At 52.9% G+C, this 14698-nt stretch carries 12 protein-coding genes; 4 read left to right on the forward strand and 8 right to left on the reverse strand.

Annotated elements, in window-relative coordinates; all coding sequences use genetic code 11:
• The 3 genes from EG028_RS05515 to kduI form a co-directional block, all read right to left on the reverse strand.
• A complete protein-coding gene (locus EG028_RS05515; protein WP_120515217.1) occupies positions 1-771 on the reverse strand; it encodes an SDR family oxidoreductase in 771 nt (256 codons plus the stop codon).
• Between the two features lie 16 nt (positions 772-787).
• On the reverse strand, positions 788-2959 hold the full coding sequence (locus EG028_RS05520; RefSeq protein WP_123864576.1) for a glycoside hydrolase family 88 protein: 2172 nt from the start codon (positions 2957-2959) through the stop codon (positions 788-790).
• Between the two features lie 162 nt (positions 2960-3121).
• Entirely contained in the window at positions 3122-3964 is an 843-nt protein-coding gene (gene kduI, locus EG028_RS05525; protein ID WP_120515216.1) for a 5-dehydro-4-deoxy-D-glucuronate isomerase, read from the reverse strand.
• A 252-nt stretch (positions 3965-4216) separates the two neighbouring features.
• Between kduI and EG028_RS05530 the strand changes: the two genes are divergently transcribed.
• Positions 4217-5863, forward strand: a complete 1647-nt coding sequence (locus EG028_RS05530; RefSeq protein WP_120515215.1) for a UxaA family hydrolase — start codon at positions 4217-4219, stop codon at positions 5861-5863.
• A 181-nt stretch (positions 5864-6044) separates the two neighbouring features.
• Here EG028_RS05530 and EG028_RS05535 read toward each other — a convergent pair whose 3' ends face one another.
• From EG028_RS05535 to EG028_RS05555, 5 genes are read right to left on the reverse strand one after another with little or no spacing between them, the layout of a single operon-like run.
• Positions 6045-7340 (reverse strand): MFS transporter, encoded by a 1296-nt coding sequence (locus EG028_RS05535; protein WP_120515214.1) that lies wholly within the window; start codon positions 7338-7340, stop codon positions 6045-6047.
• Positions 7341-7379: 39 nt separating this feature from the next.
• Positions 7380-8042: a bifunctional 4-hydroxy-2-oxoglutarate aldolase/2-dehydro-3-deoxy-phosphogluconate aldolase gene (eda, locus tag EG028_RS05540; protein WP_120515213.1), complete on the reverse strand. Its 663-nt coding sequence runs from the start codon at positions 8040-8042 to the stop codon at positions 7380-7382.
• 4 nt (positions 8043-8046) lie between these two features.
• Entirely contained in the window at positions 8047-9045 is a 999-nt protein-coding gene (locus tag EG028_RS05545) for a sugar kinase (protein ID WP_120515212.1), read from the reverse strand.
• On the reverse strand, positions 9045-10439 hold the full coding sequence (uxaC, locus tag EG028_RS05550) for a glucuronate isomerase (RefSeq protein ID WP_120515211.1): 1395 nt from the start codon (positions 10437-10439) through the stop codon (positions 9045-9047). The genes EG028_RS05545 and uxaC overlap by 1 nt, the downstream gene beginning before the upstream one ends.
• An 11-nt stretch (positions 10440-10450) precedes the next feature.
• On the reverse strand, positions 10451-11917 hold the full coding sequence (locus EG028_RS05555) for a tagaturonate reductase (protein ID WP_241559058.1): 1467 nt from the start codon (positions 11915-11917) through the stop codon (positions 10451-10453).
• Between the two features lie 513 nt (positions 11918-12430).
• Here EG028_RS05555 and mnmA point away from each other — a divergent pair.
• The 3 genes from mnmA to msrB all read left to right on the forward strand — a co-directional run bounded on the left by mnmA (position 12431) and on the right by msrB (position 14698).
• Positions 12431-13522: a tRNA 2-thiouridine(34) synthase MnmA gene (gene mnmA, locus EG028_RS05560; protein WP_120515209.1), complete on the forward strand. Its 1092-nt coding sequence runs from the start codon at positions 12431-12433 to the stop codon at positions 13520-13522.
• 36 nt (positions 13523-13558) lie between these two features.
• Complete coding sequence (locus EG028_RS05565) at positions 13559-14170, forward strand: DUF4291 domain-containing protein (protein WP_120515208.1); 612 nt, start codon at positions 13559-13561, stop codon at positions 14168-14170.
• A 75-nt stretch (positions 14171-14245) separates the two neighbouring features.
• A complete protein-coding gene (gene msrB / locus EG028_RS05570) occupies positions 14246-14698 on the forward strand; it encodes a peptide-methionine (R)-S-oxide reductase MsrB (RefSeq protein WP_120515207.1) in 453 nt (150 codons plus the stop codon).

Below are 14698 nucleotides of genomic sequence, written 5' to 3' on the forward strand. Positions count from 1 at the left end.
TTACCTGCCCATCCAGCCGCCGTCCACCGTCATCACGGTGCCGTGCATATAACTGGATGCGTCAGAGGCCAGAAATACAACCGGTCCTGTAAAATCTTCCGGCTCGCCCCAGCGTGAAGCGGGAATGCGCTCCAGGATGCTCTGGCTGCGCTTTTCGTCCGCCCGTAAAGCTGCCGTGTTATCCGTGGAAATATAACCCGGCGCTATGGCATTCACGTTCACCCCGCGGGAAGCCCATTCGTTGGCAAATGCTTTGGTAAGCTGCCCCACCGCGCCTTTGCTGGCTGCATAGCCCGGCACGTTGATGCCGCCCTGGAAGGTGAGCAATGATGCCGTGAATATCACTTTGCCGCTGCCTCTCTCCAGCATGCCTTTCCCGATCTCGCGGGTGAGGATGAACTGGGCCGTCTGGTTGATCGCAATCACTTCGTCCCAGTATTCGTCCGGGTGCTCGGCGGCGGGTTTGCGCATAATGGTGCCTGCATTGTTCACTAAAATGTCAATCACCGGAAAATCCTTCCGGACCGTAGCAATAAAAGTATGCAATGCTTCGCGCTTCCCAAAATCACATTGGTAGGCTTTGAATTGGCGGCCCGTGGCCAGCACTGCTTTTTCCACGTCGCTGCCGGTCAGCTCCAGGGAGGCGGATACGCCGATGATGTCCGCTCCGGCCTCTGCCAGGGCCACTGCCATGGCTTTGCCAATACCTCTTTTACATCCGGTGACCAGTGCGGTTTTGCCTTTCAGGCTGAAAAGATCGAGTACGCTCATTGTGCGGGATTATTTTTTACTTGTAAATTTTAACCCTCACAGGCTTTTGCAGGCGTATTGCCTGCTGCCGGAGATAAACGAACCATTGGTCCGCGCCGGTAATAACGCCGGCTTTATCCCAGGCCCCGCCTGTGTAGTAAGTTACAGATTTGTTTTTATCCGTTGCGGAAACGGTCAGGATATGACCTTTCTCCACTTTCATTTCCTTTACCGGGTTCAGTATCACACAGCCGATGCCGGTAGTGCCGTCCTCACCATGGCGGGGCTCCCAGTAACCCATTACGCCTGTGCCTTCTTCCAGCAGGATGGTGCCGGCTTCTTTACGTTTGCTGATACCAATAGCCACCGGCAGGCTGTCCGTATACCTGATCTCCATTTTGCTCAGCTGTGCATGCGCGTCTATGGATACGGTTTTGGTTACGTTCACCTGCTTCCCGTTCGCGTTCCAGGGCTCATACCCCAGTTCGAAAGTGGTGCGCAGCGCGCCGCTGTCTATGATCCGCTGCCGGGTATAGTTCCTTGAATGCCAGATACTGTCGGACACATACGGTGCAATGCCGCCTGCGCCCAGCATCAGGCCCACATGATAATAATCCAGGCCGTCGCCGTCGTCTTTATGATAATTGGTGCGTTTGTACCACTTGTTGATCACGAGGTTGTCGGTCTTTTTATTCCAGAAGTCAACACCATAGGCCATTTCCTTAGGTGTCGCCTCCAGCGCTTTGCCATACATCCTGAAAGCCACGCGGTCGTTTTCCCAGGCAAAGTCATCCTTTCTTTCAGGCACATAACGGCCATATGTTCTTTTCACTGCCGGCTCCGGCAGGCCTTCCTCGAAGGTTGCCATTACTTTGGCGCCCGCCACCATCGGTGCGTCTACCAATATCTTTACGGGTTCTTTGGCGCCTTCATATATCAACTGGTAGGGATATTCCTGCCCGGTGATGGTATTGGTAATCTTAAAAGGTCCTCTGCGCAAGGGTTTCCACTTGTCTGCCACCTCTTTGTAGTCCAGTTCTATGAGCCCGGCGGGAGCGCCCGCGGGATTATACAGCTCGACGGTAATGGGCCATACCTGTTCTTTCAGGCTGAGCTTCACCAACTCCGAACCGGCCAGCAGGTAAGCGCCTACGCCGTATACTTCGGTATCGTCCGCCGTGGCCTTGCCTGGCGCCGCCGCGATCATCTGCACAAAACCCAGCTTGCCATTTGGCTGCACGCAGGATTGAAGGGCCGCCCAGCCTTTTACGAGCACGGGGCGGTAAGTTTCTTTTTCCAGCAAACCATTGTTGATCCCCCAGGTGATGGCGTACAGAAAAAACGCTGTGCCGCTGGTTTCTTTCGCGGGATAACTGTCCTGGTCCAGCAAAGCCGCATGCCAGGTGCCATCCGCGTTTTGCAGGGAAGCCACCTTCGCGGCCATTTCTTTGAACTGTTTTTCGAAAGCGGCGCGCATGGGGTCGCCCGGTTTGATATTATTCATCATCCGCACCAGGCCGCCCATTACCCAGCCATTGCCACGGCTCCAGAATACGGGTTGCCCGTTCTTTTCCTTCTGATCAAAGTAACGGCCGTCGCGGAAGTAAAGTTTATGCTCTTTGCTGTAAAGGAAATCCGATGTTTTCCACCAAAGTTTTACCGCAGTTTGCAGGTACTTCGGGTCGCCGGTAACGGTGGAGAGATAAGCCATAGCGGGCGGCCCCATAAAGAGTGCGTCGCACCAGGCCCATTCGCGGTTATGGATATTGTCTTTCCATTCCAGGCTGGCGGTATGTGGCTCCGCTACAATGCTGTCCGCCAGCGTGCGCCAGCGGCTGATCATGTAATCGTTGCCATACACGCTGTAGAGTTGCGAATACGTTTGCCCCACGCAATAATCATCCGCATGATAGCGGCGGCGGCCGGCATCCCAGTTATTCTCATTCCCGATATTGACCAGGTGCTGAAAATATTGCTGTTCGTTCGCCAGTTCCGCAAACGCATATACGCCCGCATACAGCGCCCCGTTGGTCCAGTCGGTCTTGGCATGGTCCCATCCTTCCCTTTCGAGGTGGCGGAACTGCCAGCTGACTACCCTTTTCATGGAAGCCATGATGGAGTCTGGAAGAAGACGTTCCTGGGCGCCGGCGGAAAACGCCATGCCCAGCGATATGCAGTAGCATATGCACCATTGAGTGAATTTCTTCATGGATCTTATGTATCAGTTATTTCAGTATATACATAACCGTTAGCACAGTGCCGCCCCTGTTGGCGGGGGCTGCGTGCTCTCCGGGAATTCGCTGACGGCAGTGCGGTCGCCTCACTTTCCAGGTCGAATACGTTATTTACCGCTGGCGGGGGCCGGCGTGATTTAACGCAGGTCGGGAATGGCGCAGTGGTCCATATCGCCGTAATCAAGGTTTTCGCCAGCCATGCCCCAGATAAAGGTATAGTTACTGGTGCCTGCGCCGGAGTGGATGGACCATGGCGGAGAGATTACCGCTTCATTGTTCTGCATCCAGATGTGGCGTGTTTCCTGGGGCTGGCCCCAGAAGTGGCATACGGACTGCCCCTGCGGCACCTCGAAATAGAAGTACACTTCCATGCGGCGGTCGTGCGTATGCGCGGGCATTGTATTCCAGGTATTGCCGGATTTCAGTTCTGTCATTCCCATCTGCAGCTGGCAGGTGGGCAGTACGGAATTCACCAGCAGTTTATTGATAGTACGGTGATTGGAGGTTTCCTGCGCGCCCAGCGTCACGACGTCCGCTTCGGCGCGGGTGATGCGGCGGGTGGGATAACTCATGTGGGCGGGGGTGGAATTCAGGTAAAAACGGGCGGGCTCCGCGCTGTTTTTACTGGAGAAGATCACTTCCTGTTTGCCTTTGCCTACATACAGCGCTTCTTTGAACCCTATCTCGAAAACTTCACCATCCACGCTTACCGTGCCGGCGCCGCCGGTATTGATGATGCCGAGCTCGCGGCGTTCGAGGAAATAGCTGGCTTTCAGCGGGTCCACGGTCTCCAGCTTAACGGACTGTTTCACGGGCATAATGCCGCCGGTAATAAAGCGGTCGTAGTGGCTGTATACCAGTTTCACCCGGTCTTCTATAAAAAGGGGGGTGATCAGCAGGGCCTCCCTGGATTGAGCGGTATCCCAGGTTTTAGCCTCCTGCGGGCTGCTGGCGTATCTGGTTTCAATAGACGTGTTCATCAAAATGTGGATTTTAAAATGTTCCGTAAGCTAGTAAAAGTAGTTTGATAATAAGTGGAAAGATACCACGAAATAGCGAAAAATGCAAACGTTTGCATTCAATTGCCATAAAACAGTCTGATCTCAGTGTTTCCGCGGTCTGAGAGGTGGTTTTAAGCCGGTACTTCCGTACCTTTGTGCCGGTTAATATCCAATCAAAAAAACAGATTATTGTATTAACGCGGCGTTTTCAAATGCGCTATTTTGCAAATCATGAACACGTATCTTCAGATTCATCCGAAAGACAATGTGCTGGTGGCTTTACAGGACCTACCGGCAGGGCAGCAAATTCAGTTTAATGGCTCAACAATTCAATTAAAACAGAACGTTCCCGCTAAACATAAATTCCCGCTCAAACCGCTCACCGCAGGCGATCCCGTGCTGATGTACGGCGTACTGGTAGGCAAAGCTGTGACAGACATCCAGGAAGGCGAACCCATTACGGTCAAGAACCTTCAGCACGATGCCAACGCTTTTCACGAGAAAGATGCCAGCCTGGACTGGCACCGGCCCGATGTGAGCCGCTGGAAGCAGCAGACCTTCAACGGCTTTCACCGGGAAGACGGGCAGGTAGGCACCCGCAATTACTGGCTGGTGATACCGATGGTATTCTGCGAAAACAGGAATGTGAGCGTGATCAAAACAGCTTTTGAAAGAGGATTGGGATTTGCGCCCACGGAAGTGTACAACGAACAGGTGGCGGACCTGGTGGGCCTCTACAAAAGCGGCAACCTGGACGCCATTAAAACCTACAAACCGGAAGAAGCGGCCAAAACAGCCAAACGCAATCCTGTATTCCCGAATATAGACGGTGTGAAATTCCTCATCCACGAAGGCGGATGCGGCGGCACCCGCCAGGACTCGGATGCGCTTTGCGCACTGCTGGCCGGTTATATCCACCATCCAAACGTGGCAGGCGCTACTGTGCTGAGCCTTGGCTGCCAGCATGCGCAGGTATCCATCCTCCAGGATTCGCTGAAAAAACTGAATCCAAACTTCTCCAAACCCGTACTGGTATACGAACAGCAGACAAGCGGCTCCGAATTCAGTATGCTCTCCAACGCCATTAAGGATACTTTCCTGGCACTGGTGGAAGCAAACAAGCTGGAACGCAAACCCGCCCCACTCTCCAAAGTGGTGATCGGGCTGGAGTGCGGCGGCTCGGACGGATTTTCCGGCATCTCCGCCAATCCCGCCATCGGTCATACTTCAGACCTGCTGGTGGCGCTCGGCGGTACAACCATTCTTTCCGAGTTCCCCGAGCTGTGCGGGGTGGAGCAGGAACTGATCAACCGTTGCGAAGACGATACTACGGCCGATAAGTTCATTTCCATCATGCGGGCTTATGAAAACCAGGCACAGATGGTAGGTTCAGGCTTTTATATGAACCCCTCCCCCGGCAATATCAAGGACGGACTGATCACGGACGCCATCAAATCGGCGGGCGCGGCCAAAAAAGGCGGCACCTCCCCGGTGAAAGACGTGCTGGATTATACCGAATATGTAACCAAACCCGGTCTCAACCTGCTTTGCACTCCGGGCAATGACGTGGAATCCACTTCAGCCGAAGTAGGTTCCGGCGCTTCCGTGGTACTGTTCACCACCGGTCTGGGCACCCCCACCGGCAACCCGATCGCCCCTGTGGTGAAACTGGCTACGAACTCACGCCTCGCACAACGTATGCCCGACATTATCGACATCGATACCGGCGCTATTATCAGCGGGCAGAAAACCATCGAGCAGATGGGCGAAGACATTCTTGACTATGTGGTGAAAGTGGCCAGCGGAGAGATCCGGACCAAAGCGGAAGACCTGCACCAGGATGACTTTATCCCCTGGAAACGAGGTGTGAGCCTGTAAAAATTACAAGTGGTTTAGTAAAAATACAAAAGCGGTGTGCAGGTTGCACGCCGCTTTTAGTTTTTGCACCTACTTGCCGGAATATACCGGGCATTGGTGCAAACCCGCATTACATATTCCCAAAACAAAAACGGGCCGGGATCAAAAGACCCGGCCCGTTTGATTTATTACACTTAATGAATTATGCTTCTTCAGGAATTTCCACCTGCTCCATACGGGGAGCAAAGAAGTGCATAGCGCCCCAGGCCAGCAGGTATGCAAATCCACAGATCACAAAAAGAATGCTGTAACCTGTGCCGATATTGCCCAGCGCTTTGTAGTGATCCAGCAGCGAACCTACCACGATCGGGAACAACATACCGCCGATAGAACCAGCCATACCGCCGATACCTACCACGGAGCTCAGCGCGAACTTCGGGAACATGTCCGATGCGGTGGTGAAAATATTTGCGGACCAAGCCTGGTGTGCCGCGGCGGCCAGGCTGATCAGCGCAACCGCTACCCACATATTGGTGGCAAACGGCGCGGTCATGATCGGCAGTACGCATATCGCGAAAATCAACATGGAAGTTTTACGCGCTTTGAATACAGGCATGCCACGGTTGATGAAATAGCTGGAAAGATATCCGCCGCCAATGCTGCCCACAGTGGTGGCAGTGTATACGATGATCAGCGGCAGGCCGAGGCTTTTCATATTCAGGTTGAAGGTAGTAGAGAAGTAGGAAGGCAGCCAGAAAAGGAAGAACCACCAGATGGGGTCCGTCAGCAGCTTGCCGAACACAAACGCCCAGGTCTGGCGGATGCCGAAAAGTTTCAGCCAGGGCACTTTACGTTTGGAAGCGGATTCGTCCACGTTGTCGCTGTGGATGTAATCGTATTCAGCCTTGGTGATCTTTTTATGACGGGCGGGCACTTCATACATGATGATCCAGAATATCAGCCATACAAAACCTATCACACCGGTCCAGATAAAGGCTTCCTGCCAGCCGTAAGCGGAGGCCAGCCAGGGCACTAAAGCCGGTGCGGCCACTGCCCCGATATTTGCGCCGGAGTTAAATATACCGGTTGCCAGCGCGCGTTCTTTTTTAGGGAACCATTCCGCCACGGATTTGATGGCTACGGGGAAGTTGCCCGCTTCGCCCAGGCCCAGAACGGCGCGCGCCGCGCCAAAACCGAAGGTGGATTTAGCAAATGCATGCGCTACCGCCGCGATACTCCATACTACGATAGAAACGGTGTAACCTAATTTGGTGCCCACTTTGTCCACAAACCGGCCAAATACGAGCAGGCCGAAAGCATAACAGGCGGAGAAGATCATCACGATCTCGCCGTACTGCGTTTCCGTCCAGTTAAACTCCTTCTCCAGTACTGGTTTCAGGATGCCGATCACCTGCCGGTCTATATAGTTAATGGTAGTTGCAAAAAAAAGCAGTGCACAAATTCGCCAGCGGTACCGGCCGATTACGGTGGAATTCATTAGTTGATTGTTTAGGATAAATCGAATTGTAAGGACAAATTACTGTAATGCCTCAATAAATGCAAACGTTTGCTTGATTTTTGCACTCAGTCCTTTCCAGTCCTGCTTTTCAATGGCATTTTTAGAGATGAGATTTGATCCCATACCCACACATACCACCCCTGCATCAAACCATTGCTGCAGGTTATCTTTTTCAGGTTCCACTCCCCCGGTTGGCATAAAGCGGAGTGAGGGGAACAAAGGTTTGATCGCTTTTACGAAACCCGGGCCCAGTGAACTGCCGGGAAATAATTTAACCAGCTGTGCGTCGTTTTTCTCCGCAATGGAGATCTCCGTTGGCGTCATACAGCCCGGCACCCAAAGGATACCCTGCTCTTTGCAATACGCCGCCGTTTCCGGATCCACCACGGGGCATACGATAAAGTCCGCGCCCATATCCGTGTAAGCCTTTGCGTCAGCGGCATTTTTGATGGTGCCGATGCCGAGGTACATATCGGGCATGGAAGCGGTTTTTACATCGCGGAGCGCCGCGAAGTTGTGACGGGCATGCTCTCCCCTGTTGGTAAATTCAAATACACGGATGCCGCCTTCGTAACAGGCTTTCATCACTTCCACGCATACTGCGGGGTCTTCATGATAAAATACAGGCACTACTTTCGTGTCCTCAAATGCTTTTAATATCGTATCTGCGTGTGGTCTCATTGCTTTACATCAGTTGTGTGATCGATTCTTTCTCCGTCAGGTTAAAATCGCCGGTGCGGAACAGCTTGGAATAGGCTGCCGCGGCGGCGTAAGCGATAGTGTCCTGGTTGTCCAGCCCGTTCAGGTTCGCATGGATGAGGCCGGCCATAAAGCTGTCCCCGCTCCCTACACGGTCTACCACTTCGTTCGTTTCATACTGCCTGCTCACGTACAGCTCCCCGCCGGTATAATACACGGCGTAATAAAGGTTGTGCGTGGGCGCGGCGGAAAAGCGGAAGGTGAAAGCCACCCTGTCGCATTTCGGGTATTGTTTGATGATGGCCGCAGCGGATTCTTTCGCTGCTGCCAGGTATGCTTCTTTTGTTTCAGCGGCGATCAGCTCCTGGTTCAGCGGCGTACCCAGCATCATGTTCGCCGCCCAGATATTGCCCATGATCACATGGCAGTATTGGGTGAGCTCGGGCATTATTTCCAGCGGGCTCCGGCCGTACTGCCACAGTTTGCTGCGGTAGTTGAGGTCGGTTGAAATGGTCATGCCTTTGCGGGTGGCTGCTTCCAGCACTTCCCTGCAAATGATCACCGCGTCAGGGTTTAATGCCGGCGAGATCGCGCTCCAGTGAAACCATTGCGCATCGCCCAGCAGTAAGTCCCAGTCCACCGTGCCGGGTTTGATTTCCGAAAAGCTGGAATACTTGCGGTCGTACACTACTTCCGCATGTTTCAGGTCCGAGCCCTGCGCGAGATAATAAGCGCCGATGCGGTCGCCGCCCCAGAGCATACGGTCCGTCTGCACACCGATAGCCTGCAGCTGGGCCAGTACCTGGCGGCTGAGGCCGTTCTCCGGCGTTTTGCTGATATAAGCTACTTTGTTGCCCCAGGTAGCCAGCGCGGCGGCCACATTGGCCTCCGCACCGCCTACGAACAACGCGGCTCGCTGTTGCGCCCATTCCGGGCTCAGTCTTAATAATATTTCTCCGAAAGTGATTACAGATACAGGTTGCATCAGAAATTAAAATAGGCTTTGGCGTTGTTATAACAAATATCCTGTACCATTTTACCTAACCATGGTACGTCACCCGGCAGCTCGCCGTTCTCCACATCGTTGCCGATCAAATTACACAATATTCTCCTGAAATACTCATGCCTCGGGAAAGAGAGGAAACTGCGCGAGTCCGTGAGCATGCCCACAAAACGGCTCAGGAGGCCCATATTGCTCAGCGCGTTCATCTGTTTTTCCATCCCGTCTTTCTGGTCCATGAACCACCAGCCGGAGCCGAACTGCATTTTGCCGGCCACGCTGCCATCCTGGAAGTTGCCCACCATGGTGGCGTACACTTCGTTGTAGGCGGGGTTCAGGTTGTATACGATGGTTTTGGCGAGTTTGCCGTCTTTGTCAAGCCTGTCAAAGAAACGGCTCATGGCTTCGGCCATCGGCCAGTCCCCGATGGAGTCCACACCGGCATCGGCGCCGAGGCGTTTCAGCAGGCGGGAGTTGTTGTTGCGGATGGCGCCCGCGTGGAACTGCTGCACCCAGCCTTTTTCATGGTTCCAGAGGCAAATCTGGTGCAGGGTGGCGGCTTTGAACATCTCCGCTATTTCGTCCGTCACTTTTTTGCCTGCGGCTACATATTGGAAAGCCTCTTCCAGCCTTGCTTCTGTATAGTCCGCGTATACGAAATAGTTCAGCCCGTGGTCGGACAGACGGCCGCCATTCTCATGGAAGTAATCGTGTCGTTTTTTTAACGCGCCCAGCAGGGTCTTGTAACTTTTGATCTCAATATCCGCCGCGGCGCCCAGTTTTTTCATATAGGCGTTGAACGCTGCGGGGTCTTCCACCGCCATGGCCTTATCCGGCCTGAAAGTGGGGAGTACCTTCACTTTGAAGCCCTGCTGGCGGATAGCGATATGATGATCCAGTGGTTCGGCCGGGTCATCCGTTGTGCAGAGCGCATCCACGTTGAAATGCTGCAGCAGCGTCTGCGTGGTGAGTTTGGGCAGCTGCGCGTTGCAGGTCTCGTAGATCTTTGCGGCGCTGCTGCCGCTGAGCAGGTCCTTTACACCGAAAGGATTAAGCAGCTCCATATGCGTCCAGTGGTAAAGCGGGTTGCGCATGGTATAAGGCACGGTTTCGGCCCATACCTTAAACTTGGTGAAGTCGTCCGCGTTACCGGTGATGAGGTCTTCATTCACGCCATTGGCGCGCATGGCCCTCCATTTATAGTGATCGCCCTTGAGCCAGGCTTCCGTGATGGTACTGAAACTGCGGTTTGACGCAATTTCATCCGGCGGAAGGTGGTTGTGATAATCGATCACGGGCATATCCTTCGCGTAGTCGAAATATAATTTCCGCGCGGTATCGGTCTGTAGTATAAAGTCTTCTGACAAAAATGTTTTCATGAACGTGTGGCTTAAAGAACCTTGGAATGGTTGGTGATATACTCTTTCACACCGTTTTGCAACATGCCCATCAGGTGATCGGCAACGGTATCGGCGAACCCGGGAAGTTTATTGAGGTCCGTCTGCCAGAGGCGTTCGTCTGAACAAATGTCCCTTACCATGGCCGATACTTCGGGGTAACCGGCTTTCGCAACCGATTTCCAGTGCGCGGCAAAAATAGCCGCGTTCTCGTCCGTGATATCATAAAATGCGTCTCCGCGCTGCCCCTGGAACTTACCGTTCTGCTCCCTGGCCGGTTTGAGGAACAGCAGGGTGCTGGCAAAGCCCAGCAGCATCTTTTCCGGCAGCAGGCCTTTTGCCTCCCGGTAACGCAGCAGGGTCTGCACGTTGCGGGCGTTCATTTTGGAGCTTTGCTGGAAAGTGATGCTGATCAGTTTATGTTCAATGTAAGGATTGGCGAAACGGTCCAGTACGTCTTTTGCAAAAACGGCTGCCTGGGGGCCCAGGTTTTCGAGGGTGGGCAGGATCTCGTCCAGCACCACGGTTTCGAAGAACCGGCGCATATAGCCGTCCTGCATACATTCGTACACGGTGTTGAGGCCGGAGAGATACCCGAGGGTTACGGCGGCGGTGTGGCTGCCGTTCAGGAGCCTGAGCTTCTGCTCGCGGTAGGGAGTGATGCTGGGAGCGATCAGCATCCGGTCGTCCGCCTGGTGGAAGGACAGCTTCTGGGCTACGCCCGCGTCTCCTTCGATGGCCCAGAGCAGGAAAGGCTCGGATTCGATCCACAGTTCATCCTCATAGCCGGCTTTTTCCCAGCTTTCGGCGATATTTTTCGGCCTGCCGGGCACGATGCGGTCCACCAGGGAGTTGCAGAAGCGGTTGCCCTGCCCTATCCACTGGATAAAACCTTCCGGCATTTTGTTGAACCCGGCCAGTTTGATGACGATTTCTTTCAGGATCTTCCCGTTATCTACAATCAGTTCTGTGGGGATAATGACAAAACCCGGCAGTTTGCGGCGGTAACGCTCATGGAGGATGGCCAGGAGTTTACCGGGGAAAGACGCGGGCACGCCGGCCGCTACATCTTCTTCCACGTACTGGATACCTACTTCGGTGGTATTGGAAACGATAATTTCCAGGCTTGGCTGCGAAGCGGCTTCAAGTATGGCCTCCCACTCTGCATTCGATTGCAAAACACGGCTAATAGAAGCGTTCACAAGGTGCTGATCCACAGGCTGTCCCTGGGAGATTCCCTTGATATGCGTGGTAAAAAGTCCGTCCTGTGTGTCGAATGCTCCGGCATCGCCATCGGTGGATTTTACCACTACGATGCGGCCGTTAAATACGCCTTGTTTGTTCGCCTTGTCTACCAGGAAGTCCACCAGTCCGCGTAAAAGCACGCCGGTACCGAATTGCAGAACTTTTTCAGGAAATTGCAGATAGTCAGGTGTAATGCCCCATTGGGGGTTGTTCATAACGTGTTGCTTATTCAATCTCGGAAGCATGCATGGATATTTTATTAAATAACATAGCTAATTTGCAATAAATATATAATTAGCATTCCAATTTTTTGATAAAATGCTAATTATTTTATGTGAATTGTGTAAATCAATCGTTGTAAATCCTTGTTTTATAATTTTCCGGGTAGCGCCTTCATTTACCCCGGCTGATGTTTGTTTCCCATGGTAAAATACCGGTAAAGGCCCTGCTGGCGGCATAGGCCGGTCCGATATGATAGTATTTTGCCTTTTACCCGGAAAGGACCGCCGATGTACCCTGGATTAACCGGGAAGCAGCCATGGTAGATATAGGAGAGATATAAGGAAAGCGGACATGAGGTGGAGATGAGGCGGAGTTGATCCGGGGTTAACGCGGTTAATATCGCATCAGGCTCCTCACTCACCTATGGCCCTATCGGCAGTATCTATAAGCAAATACCCCCCTTTTGCCCGGATTTCAGTAAATTTGCGGTCTTAATCGATAATCTGATGAGCAAGCATGGAAAAGTGCTGGTAGCCATGAGCGGGGGGATTGACAGTACTGTCACGGCCCTCATGCTGCATGAGCAGGGGTACGAAGTGGTGGGCATCACCATGAAGACCTGGGATTATGCCTCCGCCGGCCCTTCCAAAAAGGAAACCGGCTGCTGCAACCTGGATTCTTTCAACGACGCCCGCGCCGCCGCCGTACACCACGGCTTCCCGCACTTTATACTGGACATACGGGACGAATTCGGGGATTTTGTCATCAATAACTTCGTGGACGAATATATTGCCGGCCGCACGCCGAACCCGTGCGTACTGTGCAACACCCATATCAAATGGCGCGCCCTCATGAAACGGGCCGACGCCATGGATTGTGAATTTATCGCCACCGGCCATTACGCCCGTCTCCGGATGGAAAACGGCCGTGGTGTGATCAGCAAGGGCGTGGACGAAACCAAGGACCAGAGTTATGTGCTCTGGGGTCTGGACCAGGACGTAGTGAAACGCACCCTGCTGCCGCTGGGCACCTACCGCAAAACAGAGATCCGCCAGATGGCCTTCGACTTCGGGTACCCGGAGCTGGCCAAAAAGGCGGAAAGTTATGAGATCTGTTTTGTGCCGGATAACGACTACCGCGGCTTCCTGAAACGCAAAGTGGACGGGCTGGAAGAAAGAGTGAACGGAGGGAACTTCGTACTGGCGGACGGTACTATCGTAGGCAAACACAAAGGATATCCCTTTTATACCATCGGGCAGCGTAAAGGGCTGGATATAGCCCTGGGCAAGCCCGTATTTGTAACGGAAATTATCCCGGAAACCAATACCGTGGTACTGGGAGACGAAGTAGAACTGAACCGCAGCGAAATGAAAGTGGGCGGCCTCAACTTCGTAAAATATGACCACCTGCCGGAAGGCATGGAATCCATCGTAAAGATCAGGTATAAGGACAAAGGCACGCTCGCCAATGTCTATAACCAGGAAGACAATACCGTGAAAGTGCATTTCTACGACCAGGTGAAAGGCATTGCACCGGGGCAGTCCGCCGTGTTTTATGAAGGGGATGATGTGCTGGCGGGGGGGATTATCAGGCGGTAAGGGAGAATTTCCCTTACCCATACACCCCTATTTACTATGAAAAAAAGAATAATAAGAGCCCTCTGGAATGAGGAGACCATTACCGTGTACCAGGCGTATAACCCCGCCATTGCAAACTCAGCCGTAAAGAACAAGACGTTTGTATCGCCCCCTTTCAAAAAAGAAAGAATGACCTGGATCAAACCCTCCTTTTTGTGGATGATGTACCGCGCAGGATGGGGTACTAAAGAAAACCAGGAACGGATACTCTCTATTCAAATCAAAAGGGAAGGTTTTGAATGGGCGCTGCAGAATTCCTGCCTTTCGCATTATGACCCCGTGTTTGATGCGTCTCATGAAGGCTGGAAAACAAGGCTGCACAACTCCCTGGTACGGGTACAATGGGACCCGGAGAAGGATATTCATTTGCAGAATCTGCCCTACCGGTCTATCCAGATCGGCCTGTCAGGTATTGCCGTTGAAAAATATGTGAATGAGTGGATCACCGGCATTGAGGATATCACGGATCAGTGTACAGTTATCCGTCAACTGGTGGAGAAAAAACAAATCGGCGAAGCGAAAGCATTGCTGCCGGTTGAAACGGTGTATCCCCTGCCGACGGAGATCGGTATGATGCTGCAGGCAGACGATCCCGGAGAAGCGAATTAAACACCATCCGCAAGTACTTCCACATAACGATTCCCCTAAAATTTGCGTAAATTCCCATTTCTAAAAAAGAAAGCCATGCTGAACTGGAATGATGTTTTGAACTTCGCCACCAAAGGCAACCCCGTCCCCGATAAAAGGGTGGAAAAAACCGAAGAAGAATGGAAGGCTTTACTGACGCCCGAGCAATACCGGATCACGCGCAGAAAAGGCACTGAAGCGCGCTTCAGCGGCGAACTCTGCAGCCGTTACGAGCCAGGGAAATACAACTGCATCTGCTGCGATACGGAACTGTTCGATTCTGAGATCAAATTTGATTCAAATACAGGCTGGCCGAGCTTTACACAGCCCATCAAAGAAAACGCCATCAAATATGAGAAGGATGAATCTTTCGGGATGGTACGGGTGGAAGTGATGTGTAATACCTGCGATGCGCATTTGGGCCATGTGTTCCCCGATGGACCGGCGCCGAGCGGGCTGCGGTATTGTATTAATTCGGAATCTTTGAGGCTTGTGATGAAGGAGGCATAA

Origin of the sequence: Chitinophaga barathri (genome assembly GCF_003807585.1) — a bacterium.
GTDB lineage: Bacteria > Bacteroidota > Bacteroidia > Chitinophagales > Chitinophagaceae > Chitinophaga > Chitinophaga barathri.